Consider the following 17,742-nt stretch of genomic DNA (forward strand, 5'->3'; position numbering starts at 1 on the left):
CCCGCCGCTATTTCTCGTCGAGTCGCTTCGCTCCCAGGATGTCCTCGAGCAGTTCGATCGCCACATCTTCGGGGTCGCGTCGCGCCGAAGGATCGCCCGGGGTGGCGGCCTCGGCGAACATCTGCTCGACGTCCTCGGGTGTCACCACAGACGGGTCCGGGGGCGGGAGCGGCACGTAGCCCGGCTCGAGTCCGGGGTCGTCGGGCAGGTCGGGCGCTTCGGGCGGCGGGATGTCGTCGTCGGGCGGCGCCGCGGAGGCATTCTGCGGAGACCCCTGCGGTCCGGACGGCGCCGGGGAGGGGGCAGGTGTCTGCTTCGCCTGGCTCGGACGGGAAAAGCGAGGCTGCCCGGACTGCTTCGACTGTGCTTGTGCGGGAGCGGTTGTGACCGGGGCGGCCGGTGCAGACCCGTGCAGGCATGTGACTTCGAACGTGCCGCCGAAGACGTCGCCGAGGGCGGCGGCGATCACGGTCGCGTTGCGAGGCTCGGCCAGTCGCTTGACCAGCGGCGCAGAGTCGTGGACGAGGACGACGCGGTTACCGTCGACTTCGCGCACCGTCGCACCGGACAGCATGACCTCGACGGTGCGGCTGCGGTCTCGCACCTTCGCCCGGACCTCGGACCACACCGCGCGGATCGCGGCGGCGTCGGGTCCTGCCGCTACCGGCGCGGGGACCTCGGAAACCTCCGGCGACAGCGGCTGTGCCGCAGCCGGTTCCGGCTCGGGAGTACGCCGGGGCTCCGGAACGGCGTCGGGTTCCGGCGTGCCGGACGGGCTGTCTCCGGCCCGGACCGCATCCTGCGCGGGAACCGGCGGGGCCGGCTGCCGATCCCGCACGGGGGGCGACACCGGGTCGGGCTCGGACGGAGCAGGCGGAGCTGCCGGGACCGTGGTGTCGGGCTGCGAAGGCGGCGTCGCCTGGCGCTGGGACGGCCGCCGGAATCGGGTCGCGGCCTCGTCCGGCGCTCCCGCCGGCTGCGGCGGGACGACGGCATCTGCCGGCGTCTCTCGTTCCGGAGCGGTGCCGCGGGCCGGTGCGGCGACGGGCCGCGCCGCGACCATGCCTTGCTCGAGCCGTTCGAGTCGTTGCAGCACAGCCGAATCCGTATCGGAGGCTGCGGGGAGCAACATGCGGGCGCACATCACTTCGAGCAGCAGACGCGGCGCGGTGGCACCTCGCATCTCCCCCAGTCCGGCGTGGACGATCTCCGCGTAACGGGTGAGCGTGGCCGGTCCGATCCGCGACGCCTCGTCGCGCATCCGCTCGAGGACGTCACCCGGAACGTCGATCAGGCCGCGCTCGGGAGCATCGGGGACGGTGCGCATGAGAATCAGGTCGCGGAACCGCTCGAGAAGGTCGACGGCGAATCGCCGCGGGTCGTGACCGGCGTCCATGATCTTCTCGACGGTGCCGAACAGCGCCGCGCCATCTCCGGCCGCGAGGGCATCGACCGCCTCGTCGATGAGCGCGACGTCGGTGACGCCGAGAAGCGACAGCGCCCGCTCGTAGGTCACACCCTCCGGTCCGGCACCGGCCAGCAACTGATCCATCACCGACAGCGAATCGCGTGGGGAACCGCCTCCGGCACGAATCACCAGCGGGTAGACCGCGTCGGCGACCGGGACGTTCTCCCGCGTGCAGATCTCTTCGAGCAGGCCGCGCATGGCGGTGGGAGCAAGCAACCGGAACGGATAGTGGTGGGTACGCGACCGGATGGTCGGCAGCACCTTTTCGGGCTCGGTGGTCGCGAAGACGAAGATCAGATGCTCGGGCGGCTCTTCGACGATCTTGAGCAGGGCGTTGAAGCCCTGCGTGCTGACCATGTGCGCCTCGTCGATGATGAAGATGCGGTAGCGCGACTCGGCCGGAGCGTAGAACGCGCGGTCGCGGAGTTCGCGGGTGTCGTCCACGCCGCCGTGACTCGCGGCGTCGAGTTCGGTGACGTCGAGGTTGCCTCCCCCGCCCGGACCGAGCGCGATGCACGACCGGCATTTCCCGCACGGCGTGGACGTCGGGCCCTCTTCGCAGTTGAGCGAACGGGCGAGGATGCGCGCGGACGATGTCTTGCCGCATCCACGCGGACCCGAGAACAGGTAGGCATGGTTGATACGGCCGGTATCGAGGGCGGTGCCGAGCGGAACGGTGACGTGCTCCTGCCCCACCACCTCGGCAAAGGTCGCGGGTCGATATTTCCGGTACAGGGCCACGCGCCGAGAGTACCGGCGCGGGCCGACACATGAGCAGGTCGGTCTCCGCGTCGCCGGCACATCCCCTGGTCCCGGCCACGCGAGAGGAGCGTTGCGTGGGTCAGTTCATATCCGACCCTTGACGTAACGATATATCGCGTCCTATCTTGATCGTATCTACAGGAAGGGAGTGCACCTCATGCGCATCCACGGATTCCCCCACGGCGCGCGTCGCGCCGGACACGATCACGACTTCCTCCCCGATGGGCCGTTCCGCCCGGACGGACCGCAGCGGGGCACGCCGCAACACCCCGGAGGAGGGCCTCATCCCCGGCCGCATCGCGGCGGACACCCACCCCGCGGCGGACGCCGGGGCCGTGCTCAGCGCGGCGACGTGCGCGCCGCCGTCCTGATGCTGCTCACCGACGAACCGATGCACGGCTACCAGCTCATGCAGGCCATCGCCGAACGCACCGGCGGGGCATGGCGGCCCAGCCCGGGCGCCATCTACCCGACCATCGCCCAACTCGAGGACGAAGGACTCGTCGTCGTCGACAAGAACGGCGGACGCAAGCTCGTGTCGCTGACCGACGAGGGCCGCGCTCTCGTCGACGACCCGGAGAACGTCCCGGCAGACCCGTTCGAGGGCCACACCCGCGAAGCGGAGACACCGGACCTGCGTGCAGCCCTGCACGGGTTGCAGCACGCGGCGCGGTCTGTCGCCGTGACCGGAACCGACGCGGACGTCACCGCGGCACACAAGGTGCTCACCGATGCCAAGAAGGCGCTGTACCGGATTCTGGCGGAAGACGACGGTACGACCGCGTCGCCCGAGAGCGACTGAGTTCGACGGTGACCGAGTTCGACGCGGCCTGCGCTCAGCTCCCCGCGAACATCCGAATGCGCTGCTCCCGGCTGCGCTCGAGATGCGCGCGCATGTGCTCGCGGGCCGCGGTCTCGTCGCGCGCCCGGAGTGCGTCGAGGATCTGGGCGTGCTCGTCGTTGAGCAGGTCGGGCTCGCCGTAGTTCGACGGCGGGCCGGAGTCGTAGATCCGGAGTTGAGTGGTCAGCCTCACCAGCAGCGCGGTGATCGTGGAGTTGTGCGCGGCCTGCCACAGCGCCTCGTGGAACCGGAAGTTTCCCGTTCGCACCGCGACCTCGCCCGTCGCATGGCAACACGAGTCGTGAAGTCGCTCCAGACGGGCCAGATCCAGGTCGGTGTGCCGGATGGCAGCGGCACCCGCAGCCTCCGACTCGAGCGCCACTCGCGCGGCGTAGATCTCGATCACGTCCTCGGGCGTGCCCGAACGCACCCGGAAACCGCGATTCGCGCGTTCCAGCAGACCGTCGTGGGCCAGCCAGTTCAGCGCTTCCCGGATCGGGGTGCGCGACGCGCCGTACGTCTCGCTGAGCTGAGTCTCGTGCAGAGCCGCACCCCGCGGGAACTTGCCGGCGAGGATGTCCGAGCGCAGACGCAGGTACTGCTTGGACGTCTGGTCGTCGCGCCCTGTCGGCGGCACTACGAGGAGCGAACTCCCCAACTCTGCCGCAGTGTCCTGCTCGGTCATGTGTGCCCCCGTGTGCTGATCCCGGTGTGTCCGCCGATTATGCCATTGATGACACACGAATACTTGCGTATACGCTCGTGGTCGTTTAGCGTCGCAAACGAGTTCCACGAAAGGACGACCGCGTGCCCGACCAGGCTTCACCATCCGAGCAGGTGCTGATCAGCGCCGAAACACTGGCACGTGACGTCGGCACCTACACGATCCTGGACGCCACGGTGTCCTTCCCCAAACCGCGATTCGACGGCGACTACCGCCCCGAATCCGGATACGCGGCCTGGCGCGGCGCCCACCTGCCGGGTTCGGTGCACGCCGATCTGCTCGGAGATCTCAGCGCCGACCATCCCACCCTGCACTTCTCCCGTCCGGCTCCGGACGGACTCGCCCGAGCCCTCGCCGGACTCGGAGTCGCTCCCGGCGCCGACATCGTCGTCTACGACGACGGCGGCATGACGTGGGCTTCCCGCCTGTGGTGGATGCTGCGCAACGTCGGCATCCCCGCCCGCGTGCTCGACGGTGGTCTCGCACGCTGGACTGCGCTGGGGCTTCCCGTCGAGACCGGCGACGCCGCAGAGAACCACGCCACCGGCATCCGAACCGACCTGACCGACCGCGGACTGTGGCGCGATCGGGAGGACGTCGTCGGCGTCGTCCGAGGAGACGAGCCCGGCACCTTGGTCTGCGCCCTCGACCACGAGCAGTTCACAGGCACCGCGACCACCCGCTACGCGCGTCGCGGGCACATCCCGGGAAGCCTCAACCTCTCGGCCAAGAGCCTGCTCGACGACGGCACCCTGCGGTCCGCGGCGCACGTGGCCGAACTGGCCGATGCGGCACTCGCCGGCGCTGCACGTCCGGTGATCCTCTACTGCGGTGGTGGCGTGTCCGCGTGCCTGGTCGCACTCGCGCTGGTCCGGGCGGGACGCGACGACATCGCGGTCTACGACGGGTCGCTCGAGGAGTGGGCCGCAGATCCCGCCCTGCCCATGGTCACCGGCACGACCGCGACCGAATCGACCGTCACGGAAGGGAAGGGCGACGCATGACGCGATGTCCCCGGTCCTGACCCTGCCCCGAATCCCCCTCTCCGACAGGATTTCTGTGACTACCACGACGAATGCTCCCACCGTCGACGATCTCGTCTCTGCCCTCGACGCGCTCCGTGCGCAAGTGCCGCTGGTGCAGTCGCTCACCAATATCGTCTCCGCGAACTTCCTCACCAACGTGCTGCTCGCGGCCGGTGCCAGCAACGCGCACATCGACAACGCACACGAAGCCGGAGAGTTCGCGCGCATCGCCGGCGGTGTGCTCGTCAACCTCGGGACGCCCGACGACGGGACCGCCCTCGCCTTCACCCGCGCCGCCGAAGCCGCACACGATGCCGGCACCCCATGGGTGCTGGATCCGGTCGGGGTCGGCGGCCTGTCCTGGCGCACCGGTCTCGCCGCGGATCTGCTGAAGTTCCGGCCGACCGCGGTCCGCGGCAACGCATCCGAGATCATCGCGCTCGCCGGACTCGGCGGCGACACCCGCGGTGTCGACAGTGCCGACGAGGCCGCAGCCGCCCTGCCTGCCGCGCTGGCTCTGCTCGAGCACGCGGACGCCGTGTCCGCGTCGGGGCCGATCGACTACCTGGTCGGCCGCGACCGCAACGGTGAGATCACCGGACTGCGCATCGGCGGTGGCAGCGCGATGCTCCCCCGCGTGACCTCCACCGGATGCTCGCTCGGCGGCCTGGTCGCGGCGTACCTCGCGGTTGCTCCGACGCCGCTGATCGGCCTCGCGGCCGCCCACACCCACGTCGCGGTCGCGTCGGAGATCGCCGAGGAGAACTCCACCGGTCCCGGTTCGTTCGCAGTGGCCTACCTCGACGCACTGTTCACCGTCGATGCGGCGGCGCTTCGCGCCCGCGCACGCATCGACACTCTCGATCTCCCGACGAAGGACGCACACTGATGGGCATCAAGACCTTCTGGTATCTCACCCAGGCGGACGGCGACTATCCCTGGAGCCCGGACGGGCTGTACCCGGTCGACGGGCAGCGACAGATCGAGCTGGCCAAGACCATCGACGACGGCGGCTTCGACGGCGCGCTCGTGGCGACCTGGCCGAACGACCCGTTCATCTCCGCCACGTGGGCCGCGGCGCACACCAGCCGGATGAAGTTCCTCGTCGCGGTCTACGCCAACATGACACCCGCGCGGCTCCTCGCCGAAAAGGCGCTGACCTTCGACGCGTTCAGCGGTGGCCGGTTGATGATCAATTCCGTCAACGGCCGGGAGAACATCCTCACCAAGTACGACATGAACGTCGAGCACGATCGGCGTTACGAACTCGGTGAGCAGTACTGGGCCGACTTCCGCCGCATCTACGCCGAAGGCACGGAGTCGAACTTTCCCAACACCCCGCTGCGGATCGATCCGCCCGAAACCGGGCACACGGTGCCCCTCTGGGGCACAGGCGATTCCCCCGCCGGCCTGCAGAACTCCGGCAAGGTGCTCGACGCCTACCTGGTGATGCTGCGCGAAAACGCTTTCGTCCGAGACAAGTTCACCGCAGCGCGCGAATCCGCTGCCGCCGAGGGGCGCGAGTTCAGCGACTTCGGTGGCCTGTCGGGCGTGATCGTGCGCCCGAATCGCGCCGAGGCGCTCGACCGGTTCCGCTCGCTGTTCGAGAAGACCGGGATCGAGCGGATCCGCGAGGTGCTCGACAATGCGGTGCGCCGCCGGACCGGTGGTCAGCAGACCTTGGAGACGTTCACCGCTCGCGACGCGCAGCGACAGGGCTGGGTCGACACGATCAACGCCGGCAAATTGCCCGAGCCCGAGGACCTGTACCTCGGCGACGGTCTGTACGCGGGCATCACCGCCTGGTCGCCGCTGGATATCTTCGCCACCGGATCGTCGGCGGTGTACTACGTCGGCGAACCGGACGAGATCACCGGGCATGTGCGCACGCTGCGCGACGAAACCGGATTGACCACCCTCATCCTCGCGGGATGGCCGCTGATCGACGAGGCGAAGCACGTCGCGGAGCATCTCATCCCGCGGTTCCGCGAACTCTGATCTCGCAACGAAGTAGCCCGGTGACCCAGCCGGGCTACTTCTTCGCGGCCTTCGCCTCGGCCTTGGCCGCCTTCTTGAACTCACGCACCTCGAGAAGCGACTGCTGATCTACGACATCGGCGATCGACCGGCGCGAATTCTCGTCACCGTAGGCGCCCGCCGCTGCTCGCCAGCCCGTCGGCTCCACACCGACCTGCTTGCCGAGCAGCGCGAGGAAGATGCGTGCCTTCTGGTCGCCGTATCCCGGCAACGCTTTCAGCCGCTTCAGCACTTCCTTGCCGTCCGGTTCACCGGAGGTCCAGAGCGCGGTGGCGTCGCCGTCGTAGTGCTCCACGAGGTATGTGCACAGCGACTGGATACGTTCCCCCATCGACTTCGGGAACCGGTGCACCGCGGGGGGCTGCGCACACACCGCGATGAACTCGTCGGGTTTCATCGCGGCGATCTCATGGACATCGAGCCGGCCGAGCCGATCCGCGATCTTCTTCGGGCCCGCGAACGCGGTTTCCATGGGGACCTGCTGATCGAGCAGCATCCCGATGAGCAGCGCCGCCGGATTCTGCGAGAGCAGAGCGTCGGCGTCGGGGTCTCCCACCAGATTCAGCGTTGCGTCCATGGGTCGATCATGCCCCGGTCGGCCCAGCCGACGCCACAGCCCGGCGTGACGGCCTTAGACCGGCTCCGAGCACCGTACCGAACCACGCCGCGCAGAAACGGACATTTCTCACAGGGTGTGGAATTCGCAGGCCCCTCCGAGAACCACAGGTCAGAGCGCTGCGCTCGCAGTTGTCCACGTTCGGTCCACCGGAATTCCACAGGGTTGTCCACAGCTTGGGAACAAGCGTGAACCGGGCCTTTCCGTTCGGACCCCGGCACCGGCGGAGACCGGCACGCGGTCTGCGGCGGACGCCGACCGTCGTCGAGCCGGTGGAGCTACGCCTCGAGCGCTTTCTCCGTGGCGGCGAGCAGGACGCATGTCGCGACGCCGTCCATGGCCTTTTCGAGTTCACCGAGTGACGGGAAACTCGGCGCGAGCCGGATGTTCCTGTCGTCGGGATCATTCTTGTACGGAAACGCGGAGCCCGCACCGGTGAGTGCGATGCCAGCGTCCTTCGCGAGCGAGATAACCCGCTTGGCGGTGCCGTCCACGACATCGAGGCTGATGAAGTAGCCACCCTTGGGGTCGGTCCACGACGCCACCTTCGACTCACCCAGCCGATCCTCGAGGATGCGGCGGACGAGCGCGAACTTCGGCGCGAGGATCTCGCGATGCTTGGCCATATGGGCTCGCACGCCCGCGGCATCGCCGAAGAAGCGCAGGTGCCGGAGCTGGTTGACCTTGTCGGGTCCGATGGTCTTGATGCCGAGGTGCTTCTGGTACCACGCCAGATTCTCGGTGGAGCTACCGAAAAAGCTCACACCGGACCCGGCGAACGTGATCTTCGACGTCGACGCCAGCGCGAAGACCCGGTTGGGGTGGCCGGCCTGCGCGGCAAGTCCCAGGATGTCGATCGCCGGGGCCAGGTTCTCGGTCAGCGGATGCACCGCGTACGCGTTGTCCCAGAAGATCCGGAAGTCGGGTGCCGCGGTCGGCATCGACACGAGTTCGCGTGCGACGTCCTCGCTATAGACAGCGCCGGTCGGGTTCGAATAGGTGGGCACCGTCCACATGCCCTTGATCTGCGGATCGTTCGCGACGAGATCGGCGATCAGCCGCACGTCGGGTCCGTCGTCGCGCACCGGAACGGGGATCATCTCGATGCCGAGCGACTCGCTGATCGCGAAGTGCCTGTCGTACCCCGGTGCGGGGCACAGGAACTTGACCACCGGTTCCTGCGACCAGGGGCGCGGGGAATCGACCGTACCGTGCAGCATCGACCAGACGATGAGGTCGTGCATGATCTCGAGGCTCGCATTGTTGCCCGCGAGCAGGTTCTCGGCGGGGATGTTCAGCAGTTCGGCGAAGATCGCGCGCAGCTCGGGCAGACCGGTGAGACCGCCGTAGTTACGGGTGTCGGTGCCGTTCGCATCGCGGTAGTCGTCATGCCCGGGCAGCGACAGCAACTCCGCAGAGAGGTCGAGCTGTTCGGGCGACGGCTTGCCGCGCGTCAGGTCCAGCGTCAGCTTCTCGGTCTTCAAGCGCTCGTAATTCGAGGACTGGCGCTCGTGCTCTGCGACGAGTTCCTCATGGCTCATCAACCCGAACTGGGTCTGCCTAGGCATGCGGAAGGACCTTTCACCGTGCACGGTGACACGGGCATCGGCGGAGATTAAGAGGACCCCGCGCACCCGGCAGAGCCCGTTGACCCTTGCTGCCTTCCGGCCCTGGGGGAGTTCACAGGATGCGCGCCGCGCGGGATCCATCGGCAAGTGTAGAGGACGTACGGCACGCCGCGCACCACCCCCCTCCCAGGGGCGGAAATCCGTAGTTCGACCTGCCCGTTTGGTAACTATGGCCGGACATTCGCTATGCTTCCCCACGGAGGATTCGCCTAGTGGCCTATGGCGCTCGCCTGGAACGCGGGTTGGGTTAACGCCCTCAGGGGTTCAAATCCCCTATCCTCCGCCACGAGACCCCCGTGGGACGCGCAAGCGGCCCGCGGGGGTTTTCTGCATCCGGTGGACTCCGGAGTAGCGGGAACCTCGGAGCTATACGGTTCGGCGGGTCCGGCGGATCCCGACGACGAGCCCCACCACGCAGGTCAGCACTGCCGCAAGGACGCCGCGTGCGACAGCCGGATCGGCAACCGCACCTCCGAGCAACGCCCGTTCGGCGTCGACGATGTAGGTCAGCGGGTTGAGCAGCGCGACCGTCCGCATCCATGCGGGGCCCGCATCGAGCGGCAGCATCATTCCCGACAGGATCAGGAGCGGGAACAACAGAGTCTGCTGCACGGTCCAGAACATCCACTCGCGGTTCTGGGCGGCGAGGGCAAGCGCACAGGACAGTGCGCCCACCCCGATTCCGAACACACCGAGCAGCGCCAGTCCCGCAAGTACATGGAACGGGTACAACTCGAAACCGAACGGCACACACACGATCACGATGAGCAGACCCTGAATCATGAGCGGCGCGAACTCTTTCAGCGCTCGTCCCACGAGAAGTGAAGACCTGCACAGCGGGGTCGCGAGTACGCGTTCGTAGGATCCCGTCATCAATTCGTACAACAGGTTCGAACCCGTCATCGAGGTGCCGAACAGCGCAATCATGACGATCACGCCGGGCACGAACCACTGCAACGTCTCGGCGGTGGACCCGACGCCGAGTGCACCCGTGAGGAGCGGGCCGAAGAGCGCGAGGAACACGAGGGGTTGCAGCAGCGAGAACGTAAGGCTGAACGGGTCGCGGAGCAGCAGCAGTATCTCGCGGATGAACACCGCTGCGGTGTCGGCGGTGAATTTTGCGGCCCCAGCCCGTGGTGCCGTTACGTCGGCGGGGCGGGAACGAACCGGTGGGACGTCGGTCTGCACGTTCACGACGCGATCTCCTCTCGCAGGCTGCGACCGGTCAGGTTGAGAAAGACGTCGTCGAGGCTCGCCTGCGTGAGCGAGGCGGACAGCACCGCCAGGCCGGCAAGACGCATCGCTTCGAGCGCGGCGGGAAGCCGCTCGGCGCCGTGGGTTGTGGCAATGACGACGGTGACGACATCGCCCGAGACCTCGGTGTCCACGGCTCCGATGTCCGGCGGGAGAGCCCGGCGGACGAGCCCGGCCGCCTCGGTGGCGTCGAGTACGGCCGGCGAGGCGACGCGTGCGGTGATGACGTCGTCGGCATACTCGCGTTCGAGATCGCCCGGCGACGCGTCGGCGACGATCCGGCCGTGGTCGATCACCACCACTCGTTCTGCCATCTTGTCCGCTTCGTCGAGGTAGTGCGTCGTGAGCACGATCGTCATACCGGTGCGCCGGCGGAGTTCCTGGATGTGCTCCCACAGATTGGCTCGACTGTGTGGGTCCAGACCCGTGGTGGGTTCGTCGAGAAACAGCAGTGGCGGTTCGTGCATGAGACCGAGTGCGACATCCAACCGGCGCTTCTGGCCGCCGGACAGTGATTGGATGCCGCGCTTCTCGAGCCCACCGAGTTCCAGCGCCTCGATGAGTTCCGCAGCGCGGCTGCGGTATCGGCGTGCGGGCAGGCCGTAGAACCGGCCCTGGTTGTACAGCTCGTCGCGCACTTTGTAGGAGTAGCCACCGCCGTTGCCCTGTCCGATGTAACCGATGTGGGCGCGTACCCGGTCGGGGTCGCGGACGACATCGAACCCGGCGACCGTCGCCGTGCCCGATGTCGGTGTCAGGAGGCTGGTCAGCATGCGCATGGTGGTGGACTTTCCGGCCCCGTTGGGGCCGAGGAAGGCAACGAGTTCACCTTCCGCAACGTCGACGTCGACGTCGTCCACTGCCTGGATCGTGTCCTTCTTGCGACGGAACGTCTTGGTAAGTCCGCGTGCTCGGATCATCCGATTCTCTATTCGTACGTCGTACCGGAATAGGCGGGAACAGATTATCATACGATGTACGGAAATAAACCCGGAGAAAGGATCGTCGTTGCCGCCCGACCGGCAGAACGAAGAAGACAGAGAATCGGACCGCACCGCCGAGGCGACCCGTCGTCTCGCGCTGTTGTGGGCACCGACCGAACCCAAGACCCGGGGAAGAAAAGCCGGCCTCACCCGCGACGACGTGGTCGGGGCCGCAATCGCTGTCGCGGACGAGGGCGGACTGGACGCACTGTCGATGCGGCGCGTCGCGGCCGCACTTCGCGTCGGCGCCATGTCGCTCTACACGTACGTCCCCGGGCGGACCGAACTGATCGATCTCATGGTCGACCGCGCCTACTCCGAACTCGACCTGCCGGCACCGGGCACCCCGTGGCGTCCCGCGCTCGCCACGTACGCGCGCGAGCACTGGAACCTGTACCTCCGGCACCCCTGGATCCTGCAGACCAACATGTGGCGGGCACCGCTCGCTCCACACGTTCTCGACGCACAGGAAGCCGGCCTCCGCATCCTCGTGGACGAGGGCACCACGGAGCGTCAGGTCGTCGAAATCATCGGTGTCGTGGACAATTTCGTCCAAGGGCTTGCACGCGGCGCGATCGCGGAGAACCGGGACAGGGAGAACACCGGACTCGACCGCGACGCGTACTGGATGTCGATGAACAGTTTCTGGGAAGACTGGTTCGACGTCGAGCGCTACCCGACCATGACCCGTGTCTGGGAAGCCGGGGCCTTCGACGAACCGGACGGGCCGTTCGAACCGAGCCTCGAACGACTCCTCGATTCGATCGAACTCACGATCGAGAAGGCCCGGAAGTCACGCACGCCGTGACTCCCGGGGCGGCAACCCGTTTCGCGGGGTTCACTCGCACGCGACCCCGTCTTTGTCACGGTCCATCTCGGCCCGGTAGCCGGGCTCACCGGCATAGAGCGGCGCTGCTCCTGCAGCGCGGGCAGCCGAGCAGTTCTTGTAGTACGCGCTCGCGGGTGCAGGTTCCGGCGCGGGAGCGGGAGCCGGCGCGAGGGGCTGGGGCTGGGGCTGGGGCTGGGGCTGGGGAGCGACCGTCGTCGGCACCGGCGTCGCGGTGTCGGTCCCGGCGGAACCGGCTGCGACTCCTGTTGCCGTGCCGCCACATTCGGTGAGGATTCTGACCATCGCATCGTGCTCGGCCTGAGTCACCCACAACCCGTACTCGGCCTTGACCTGGACCTGACGTGCGACATACGTACAGCGGTACGGGCGATGCGGCGGCAGCCAGGTCGCGGCGTCGCCGTCGCCCTTGCGCGAGTTGGTGGGACCGTCGACCGCCTGAAGATTCCGTGGATCGTTCGCGAAGTTCGCGCGCGTCTCGGGATCCAGTTGCTGCGCACCCTTCTGCCAGGCATCCGATAGCGCAACGACGTGGTCGATCTGCACTGCGGTGGACGTGTCCTGACCACGAGTGAACGCGATCGTGGTGCCGGTGTAGACATCGTGCAGCGTGCCGGACGCGACGACGCAGTCGCGGGTGCCGGGCTTGTAGGCGATGTCGACCAGGTCACGGCGCAGGATGTCGTTGCGGGTGTCGCAGCCGTTGTGCCCGAACTCGACCGACACGTCGTCACTCCACGCCTGACCGAACAGGTCGCGGTCGTAGCCCGTCTTCGGGGCGCGTCCCTTGATCGGTATCTCTGTCAACCGGGACAGGGCCGCCGACATCGACGAGGTGTCCTCGGACACGGCCGGCGGCGCGGTGCTCGGCGCGGTCGGCGCTGGAGGGGTGGTCGGGGCCGGCGCGACCCGTTCCGTCGTCGACCGGTCTGTGGCCGCGACGGCGGGGACGGCCGACGCGGTGTCCTCCTCCACCCCACCGCAGCCCACCAGAACGAACCCTGCGACCGTCGCCGCGACAAGCGCGCGAAAGCCGGACGACGTGCGGGGTGATGCCATGCAGAAGCTCCTGAGAAAGGTGAGGCCGGGTGCCCCCTGCTCATCGCCGACCGGACGCTGTGCCGTTACAACGGGGTCCCGGCGACGGGTTCGGTCCTACTATTGCCCCGTGCCCGAAAACAACAGAGAGCTGCAGGCACTCACGGTGGCCCTGTCGGCACTTGCGGGGTTCGTCGATGCTCTCGGGTTCATCACCCTCGGTGGTGTGTTCGTCTCCTTCATGAGCGGCAACTCCACACGGTTCGCCGTCGAAACGGCCGACGCCTCATGGCGCACGGCTGCTCTGATCGGGGGCATCGTTGTCCTCTTCGTGATCGGGGTGATTCTGGGTGGCGTCATCGCGGAACTCACCGACCGCGACCGCAGAACGCGGAAAACTGCGGTGCTCGTCACCGTCGCGGTGCTGCTCGCCATCGGTTCGCTGAGCGCGATACCCGGGTGGATACCGGTGGCAGTGACGGCGATGACGCTGGCGATGGGCGTCGAGAATTCCGTGTTCCGGCGCAAAGGCGAGGCAACCGTTGCCCTCACCTACATGACCGGTGCGCTCGTGAAGATCGGGCACGAGATAGCGTCCGCATTCTTCGGCGGCCCACGCTGGGGCTGGCTGCCCTACCTCGGCCGATGGGGAGGCTTGGTGGCGGGAGGGTTGCTCGGAGCCCTCGCGCATCATCTGTTCGGCCTGCACGCCCTCTGGATCGCGACCGCGGTCGCCGCCGCGCTCGCCGTGGCGGTGCGGTTCCTTCGCTCGCCGGAAGTGAAGAAGACGGCGTGACAGCGAGATCCGGATCGGCGCGGAGCGTTATCCCCGTACGTTCGTACGGTCGCCCGCTCCGCTACGGTGCATCCATGCGCGCCCGCCCCTACGCCACCACCAGCCCCACCAGGCTCGCTGCGGCACTGCTCGAAGTTGCCGCACGCAGTGGACTCGAAGCGGCCAGCGTGCGCGAAGTCGCCAACGAGGCCGGCGTATCGATCGGCGCGGTGCAGCATCACTTTCCGACGAAAGACGAGATGCTCGCCTATTCGTTCCGCGCCCTATCCGACCGGGTACTCACCCGCCTCGCGAACGTCGATCCCGACATCGACCCGGCGCGGACGCTGTTCGCCGCGCTCAGCCAGTTGCTGCCGCTCGACGAGCAACGCGGCAGCGAGGTCCACGTGATGGCTGCGTTCGCCGTCCGCGCAGTCACGTCCCCGTCGCTGAGCGGGATCCGCAGTTCGACGCTGTTCACCGTTCGCACCGGCATCGCAACCGTATTGATCAGGCTGGGCGCCCCAGACCCGGAGACGCGCGCAACGCTCCTCCTCGCCGCGGTGCACGGTCTCGCGCTCGATGCCGCATCGAGCCCGGATCTCTACCCGCGCGAATACCTGACGCACGCCCTGCACACGCAGATCCAGCTCGCCCTGCACGGCGCGGACGCGCACTGAGCCCGGCTCGGCGGAGTACACCGATGTCACATCCCACAGAACGACCGGAGCCCGCCACCGCAGGGGCGGGCCGGTTCGCGCCCAGCCCGTCGGGCGACCTGCATCTCGGCAATCTCCGGACCGCCGTGCTGGCATGGTTGTTCGCACGCTCGACGGATCGGCGGTTCCTGCTGCGCGTGGAGGATCTCGACCGGGTCCGCCCCGGCGCCGAACAACGGCAACTCGCGGATCTCGCGGCACTGGGTCTCGACTGGGACGGTCAGGTTGTGCACCAGTCCCGTCGAATCCGTCTGTACGAGGACGCAATCGACCGCCTCACCCGTGCCGGTCTCACCTACGAGTGTTACTGCACGCGACGGGAGATCCAGCAGGCCACATCGGCTCCGCACGCCCCGGCCGGCGCATACCCCGGCACCTGCCGTGACCTCACCGAGGACCAGCGGAACGCAAAACGTACCGCCGATCGCCCACCGGCGATCCGACTCCGTTCCACCGAGCAGTGGTTCACCGTCCACGACGTCCTGCACGGCGACTTCACCGGGATCGTCGACGACTTCGTACTGCGCCGCAACGACGGGACTCCCGCCTACAACCTCGCCGTCGTCGTCGACGACGCCGCCCAAGGCGTGGACCAGGTGGTACGCGGAGACGATCTGCTCACCTCGGCTCCGCGTCAGGCGTATCTGGCCACGCTGCTCGGCCTCCCGGTGGCGCAGTACGCGCACGTGCCGCTCGCACTGAACGAGGAAGGCAAGCGGCTCGCGAAGCGGGACGGTGCGGTGACGCTCTCCGACCAGGAGGCAGCGGGCCGTTCCGCGGCAGACGTGCTGGGCACGATCGCCGTGTCGCTGCGTCTGGCGGACCCAGGCGAACCCGTGACACTGCCGTTGCTGCTGGACCGCTGGGACCCAGCGCGAATGCCCCGCGAGCCGTGGGTTTTCCATCCCGATCGTGGCGTGTGAGGCGGGGTGAACGGAGGACCGAAGTGGTGCTTTTCGGCTGAAGGACACGTACTCTGCGGTGGAGCAGGCGTTCATCCACTCCTGCGGAGAGGGCACCGATGACTACCGGCGGTTACGACCCGAGCAAAGACCCGCAGAACCCGAGTGGCGATCCCTATCCGCCGCAGGGTGGGAACTACCCGCCCCCGGGCGGATATCCCCCACCTCCGTCGGGAGGCGACTACCCCCCGCCCGGCAGCTATCCCCCTCCCGGCAACTACCCACCCCCGCCCGGCGGAGACTATCCACCCCCGGGCGGATACCCGCCCCCTCCCGGCGGTAACTACCCACCTCCACCCGGTGGGAACTACCCGCCCCCGCCCGGCGGTTTCGGCTCCGGAGGCTTCGGAGCGCCCGGACCGACCCGGCTGAGCGTTGGCGACGCGATCTCCTTCGGCTGGCGTAAATTCAGCGCGAATCCAGGCGTCTGGATCGTGTTCGTCGTGGTCGCGCTTCTCGTCCAAGCCCTCATCAACGGCATTTTCAACGGTTTCGACGTGGCGGTGCAGGACACCGACGACTTCACGTTCACCAGCGCGTTCTCCGCCGCCGGCCTGATCGGCTCCGTGGTCAGCGCGATCGTCGGATATCTACTCCAAGCGGCGTTCGTACGCGGGGCGCTCAGCGAGGTCGACGGACAGAAGCCTGCGTTGGGGACGTTCCTGCAGTTCGGTCCTATCGGCGCGGTCATTCTGACCGGCTTGCTCGTCGGGATCGGCACCTCGGTGGGTCTGGTGCTGTGCATCCTGCCCGGACTGGTCTTCGCGTTCTTGACGTGGTGGGCGATGCCCTTCGTCGTCGACCGGAACCAAGACGCGATCACGGCCATCAAATCCAGTTTCAATGCGATCAAATCCGATGCGGGCACGCTGATCCTGCTGGCGCTGGCGCTGATCGGTATCAACATCCTCGGCGCGTTGCTCTGTGGTCTCGGACTTCTCGTCAGCATTCCGGTCTCGATCATCGCGTCGACGTATGCCTACCGGATCACCACGGGAGGTCCGGTCGTCGCCTGAACCGCTCGCCTTCTGCCCGTCCGTTACACATCGCTACATCGCTGTCGATGCGCCACGGTTTCGTTGTACCGTGGCGCGTTGCCATGCCGATCGACAAGGAGTCATATGACCACCGGTGGATACCCACCCCCTTCGCAGGACCCGCGCAAGCACAGCGGCTACCCGGGTGCTCCCTCGCACGGTGACCAGCCGTACGGCAGCCAGCCCGCCGATTACACCCAGCAGTTCCAGAACCCGATCCAGTCCGGGTACAACCCCAACGACCCGTCCCAGGGCGGGCAGTACGGGGCACCCCAGTACGGTGCTCCCCAGTACGGGGCACCTCAGCACGGGGCGGGTGCCACTCAGTACGGAGCGCCCCAGCAGGGCGGACCGCAGTACGGGGGACCCCAGCAGGGCGGACCGCAGTACGGGGGACCCCAGTACGGTGCTCCCCAGTACGGAGCGCCCCAGTACGGCGGGCCGCAGAACGAGCAGTACGGTGCCACGCAGTACGGCGGCGTACCCGGATTCCCGCCCGCGCCCGGCGCCAATTTCGGCGTCACACGGCCTGGTGAACTGCTGCCCCGTCTCGGTGCCCGCATCCTCGATTCGCTGATCGTCGGCATCCCTATGGCGATTCTCACCAGCATCGTCGTGTTCGGGAGCGACAGCGGGTTCATGGCGTTCGTGATGACGGTGCTCTCCGGCGTCGCGGCGTTCGCGTACTGGACCCACTTCGAGTCGACCAAGGGCGCCACGATCGGCAAGAAATTGCTCGGTCTCTCGGTCGTCGGACCGAACGGTGGACTCCCGACCCGCGAAGAGGCTGCGAAGCGCAACGCCTTTGTCGCGCTGCAGATCCTCAGCGGTATCCCGTTCCTCGGCTGGCTCGTCAGCCTGGCTTCCTTCGCCGCGTGGATCGGCATCGCCGTGACCATCGAGAAGGACAGTGGCAAGCAGGGCTTCCACGACAAGTTCGCCGGTGGCACGCGGGTCGTCAAGTCCTGACCCCGCACTCTGCGAAGCGGGCCCCGTCCTCCAGGACGGGGCCCGCTGTCGTCGCGC

The 17,742-nt window shown here is 67.8% G+C and carries 17 protein-coding genes, 1 tRNA gene and 1 other RNA gene; 11 read left to right on the forward strand and 8 right to left on the reverse strand.

What is annotated here, in order from left to right; genetic code table 11:
* Positions 1 to 7: 7 nt before the first annotated feature.
* Positions 8 to 2,209, reverse strand: coding sequence for a DNA polymerase III subunit gamma and tau (locus tag ACFWBU_RS14305; RefSeq protein ID WP_378528557.1), 2,202 nt, complete (start codon positions 2,207 to 2,209; stop codon positions 8 to 10).
* A 178-nt stretch (positions 2,210 to 2,387) separates the two neighbouring features.
* On the opposite strand from ACFWBU_RS14305, the gene ACFWBU_RS14310 reads away from it, so the two are divergent.
* Positions 2,388 to 3,032 carry a PadR family transcriptional regulator gene (locus ACFWBU_RS14310; RefSeq protein WP_378528558.1) on the forward strand — a complete coding sequence of 215 codons (645 nt, stop codon included), beginning with the start codon at positions 2,388 to 2,390 and terminating at the stop codon, positions 3,030 to 3,032.
* 34 nt (positions 3,033 to 3,066) lie between these two features.
* On the opposite strand, the gene ACFWBU_RS14315 is transcribed toward ACFWBU_RS14310, so the two are convergent.
* Positions 3,067 to 3,756, reverse strand: a complete 690-nt coding sequence (locus ACFWBU_RS14315; protein WP_169622566.1) for a GntR family transcriptional regulator — start codon at positions 3,754 to 3,756, stop codon at positions 3,067 to 3,069.
* 122 nt (positions 3,757 to 3,878) lie between these two features.
* On the opposite strand from ACFWBU_RS14315, the gene ACFWBU_RS14320 reads away from it, so the two are divergent.
* The 3 genes from ACFWBU_RS14320 to ACFWBU_RS14330 are packed head-to-tail and all read left to right on the forward strand — an operon-like array spanning position 3,879 to position 6,818.
* Entirely contained in the window at positions 3,879 to 4,799 is a 921-nt protein-coding gene (locus ACFWBU_RS14320) for a sulfurtransferase (protein WP_378528560.1), read from the forward strand.
* A 55-nt stretch (positions 4,800 to 4,854) separates the two neighbouring features.
* Positions 4,855 to 5,709: a hydroxyethylthiazole kinase gene (thiM, locus tag ACFWBU_RS14325; protein ID WP_346765396.1), complete on the forward strand. Its 855-nt coding sequence runs from the start codon at positions 4,855 to 4,857 to the stop codon at positions 5,707 to 5,709.
* Positions 5,709 to 6,818, forward strand: a complete 1,110-nt coding sequence (locus ACFWBU_RS14330) for an LLM class flavin-dependent oxidoreductase (RefSeq protein WP_169622563.1) — start codon at positions 5,709 to 5,711, stop codon at positions 6,816 to 6,818. The genes thiM and ACFWBU_RS14330 overlap by 1 nt, the downstream gene beginning before the upstream one ends.
* Positions 6,819 to 6,852: 34 nt before the next feature.
* Here ACFWBU_RS14330 and ACFWBU_RS14335 read toward each other — a convergent pair whose 3' ends face one another.
* The 3 genes from ACFWBU_RS14335 to ffs form a co-directional block, all read right to left on the reverse strand.
* A complete protein-coding gene (locus ACFWBU_RS14335) occupies positions 6,853 to 7,434 on the reverse strand; it encodes an HhH-GPD-type base excision DNA repair protein (RefSeq protein ID WP_169622562.1) in 582 nt (193 codons plus the stop codon).
* 317 nt (positions 7,435 to 7,751) lie between these two features.
* Complete coding sequence (locus ACFWBU_RS14340) at positions 7,752 to 9,041, reverse strand: aminotransferase class I/II-fold pyridoxal phosphate-dependent enzyme (protein ID WP_296550911.1); 1,290 nt, start codon at positions 9,039 to 9,041, stop codon at positions 7,752 to 7,754.
* A gap of 47 nt (positions 9,042 to 9,088) precedes the next feature.
* Positions 9,089 to 9,183, reverse strand: an RNA gene (gene ffs, locus ACFWBU_RS14345) — signal recognition particle sRNA small type.
* A gap of 116 nt (positions 9,184 to 9,299) precedes the next feature.
* Between ffs and ACFWBU_RS14350 the strand changes: the two genes are divergently transcribed.
* A tRNA-Ser gene (locus tag ACFWBU_RS14350) sits at positions 9,300 to 9,387 on the forward strand.
* An 80-nt stretch (positions 9,388 to 9,467) separates the two neighbouring features.
* Here the strand turns inward: ACFWBU_RS14350 and ACFWBU_RS14355 are convergent.
* Complete coding sequence (locus ACFWBU_RS14355) at positions 9,468 to 10,295, reverse strand: ABC transporter permease (protein WP_378528561.1); 828 nt, start codon at positions 10,293 to 10,295, stop codon at positions 9,468 to 9,470.
* Positions 10,292 to 11,275, reverse strand: a complete 984-nt coding sequence (locus ACFWBU_RS14360; RefSeq protein WP_169652987.1) for an ATP-binding cassette domain-containing protein — start codon at positions 11,273 to 11,275, stop codon at positions 10,292 to 10,294. Before ACFWBU_RS14360 ends, ACFWBU_RS14355 begins: the two co-directional genes overlap by 4 nt.
* An 88-nt stretch (positions 11,276 to 11,363) precedes the next feature.
* Here ACFWBU_RS14360 and ACFWBU_RS14365 point away from each other — a divergent pair, with 88 nt between their 5' ends.
* Positions 11,364 to 12,146: a TetR/AcrR family transcriptional regulator gene (locus tag ACFWBU_RS14365; protein ID WP_169622559.1), complete on the forward strand. Its 783-nt coding sequence runs from the start codon at positions 11,364 to 11,366 to the stop codon at positions 12,144 to 12,146.
* A 30-nt stretch (positions 12,147 to 12,176) separates the two neighbouring features.
* Here ACFWBU_RS14365 and ACFWBU_RS14370 read toward each other — a convergent pair whose 3' ends face one another.
* Positions 12,177 to 13,244, reverse strand: coding sequence for a DUF1524 domain-containing protein (locus tag ACFWBU_RS14370; protein WP_378528562.1), 1,068 nt, complete (start codon positions 13,242 to 13,244; stop codon positions 12,177 to 12,179).
* Between the two features lie 109 nt (positions 13,245 to 13,353).
* Here ACFWBU_RS14370 and ACFWBU_RS14375 point away from each other — a divergent pair, with 109 nt between their 5' ends.
* The 5 genes from ACFWBU_RS14375 (at position 13,354) to ACFWBU_RS14395 (ending at position 17,685) form a co-directional block, all read left to right on the forward strand.
* Positions 13,354 to 14,019, forward strand: coding sequence for a YoaK family protein (locus ACFWBU_RS14375; protein WP_296550908.1), 666 nt, complete (start codon positions 13,354 to 13,356; stop codon positions 14,017 to 14,019).
* Positions 14,020 to 14,093: 74 nt separating this feature from the next.
* Positions 14,094 to 14,678 carry a TetR/AcrR family transcriptional regulator gene (locus tag ACFWBU_RS14380; RefSeq protein WP_169622556.1) on the forward strand — a complete coding sequence of 195 codons (585 nt, stop codon included), beginning with the start codon at positions 14,094 to 14,096 and terminating at the stop codon, positions 14,676 to 14,678.
* A gap of 23 nt (positions 14,679 to 14,701) precedes the next feature.
* Positions 14,702 to 15,640 (forward strand): tRNA glutamyl-Q(34) synthetase GluQRS, encoded by a 939-nt coding sequence (gluQRS, locus tag ACFWBU_RS14385; RefSeq protein ID WP_169622555.1) that lies wholly within the window; start codon positions 14,702 to 14,704, stop codon positions 15,638 to 15,640.
* 473 nt (positions 15,641 to 16,113) lie between these two features.
* Positions 16,114 to 16,695 carry a hypothetical protein gene (locus tag ACFWBU_RS14390; RefSeq protein WP_378528563.1) on the forward strand — a complete coding sequence of 194 codons (582 nt, stop codon included), beginning with the start codon at positions 16,114 to 16,116 and terminating at the stop codon, positions 16,693 to 16,695.
* A 105-nt stretch (positions 16,696 to 16,800) separates the two neighbouring features.
* Positions 16,801 to 17,685 carry an RDD family protein gene (locus tag ACFWBU_RS14395; RefSeq protein WP_378528564.1) on the forward strand — a complete coding sequence of 295 codons (885 nt, stop codon included), beginning with the start codon at positions 16,801 to 16,803 and terminating at the stop codon, positions 17,683 to 17,685.
* The last annotated feature ends 57 nt before the right edge of the window (positions 17,686 to 17,742 follow it).

Origin of the sequence: Rhodococcus sp. NPDC060084, from assembly GCF_042730335.1 — a bacterium.
GTDB lineage: Bacteria > Actinomycetota > Actinomycetes > Mycobacteriales > Mycobacteriaceae > Rhodococcus.

Excerpts from the sequence above, each read along its gene's own strand:
- ACFWBU_RS14310 (WP_378528558.1), top strand. The coding sequence starts at position 2,388 with ATGCGCATCCACGGATTCCCCCACGGCGCGCGTCGCGCCGGACACGAT.
- ACFWBU_RS14315 (WP_169622566.1), bottom strand. The coding sequence starts at position 3,756 with ATGACCGAGCAGGACACTGCGGCAGAGTTGGGGAGTTCGCTCCTCGTA.
- ACFWBU_RS14330 (WP_169622563.1), top strand. The coding sequence starts at position 5,709 with ATGGGCATCAAGACCTTCTGGTATCTCACCCAGGCGGACGGCGACTAT.
- ACFWBU_RS14335 (WP_169622562.1), bottom strand. The coding sequence starts at position 7,434 with ATGGACGCAACGCTGAATCTGGTGGGAGACCCCGACGCCGACGCTCTG.
- ACFWBU_RS14340 (WP_296550911.1), bottom strand. The coding sequence starts at position 9,041 with ATGCCTAGGCAGACCCAGTTCGGGTTGATGAGCCATGAGGAACTCGTC.
- ACFWBU_RS14360 (WP_169652987.1), bottom strand. The coding sequence starts at position 11,275 with ATGATCCGAGCACGCGGACTTACCAAGACGTTCCGTCGCAAGAAGGAC.
- ACFWBU_RS14370 (WP_378528562.1), bottom strand. The coding sequence starts at position 13,244 with ATGGCATCACCCCGCACGTCGTCCGGCTTTCGCGCGCTTGTCGCGGCG.
- ACFWBU_RS14380 (WP_169622556.1), top strand. The coding sequence starts at position 14,094 with ATGCGCGCCCGCCCCTACGCCACCACCAGCCCCACCAGGCTCGCTGCG.
- gluQRS (WP_169622555.1), top strand. The coding sequence starts at position 14,702 with ATGTCACATCCCACAGAACGACCGGAGCCCGCCACCGCAGGGGCGGGC.
- ACFWBU_RS14395 (WP_378528564.1), top strand. The coding sequence starts at position 16,801 with ATGACCACCGGTGGATACCCACCCCCTTCGCAGGACCCGCGCAAGCAC.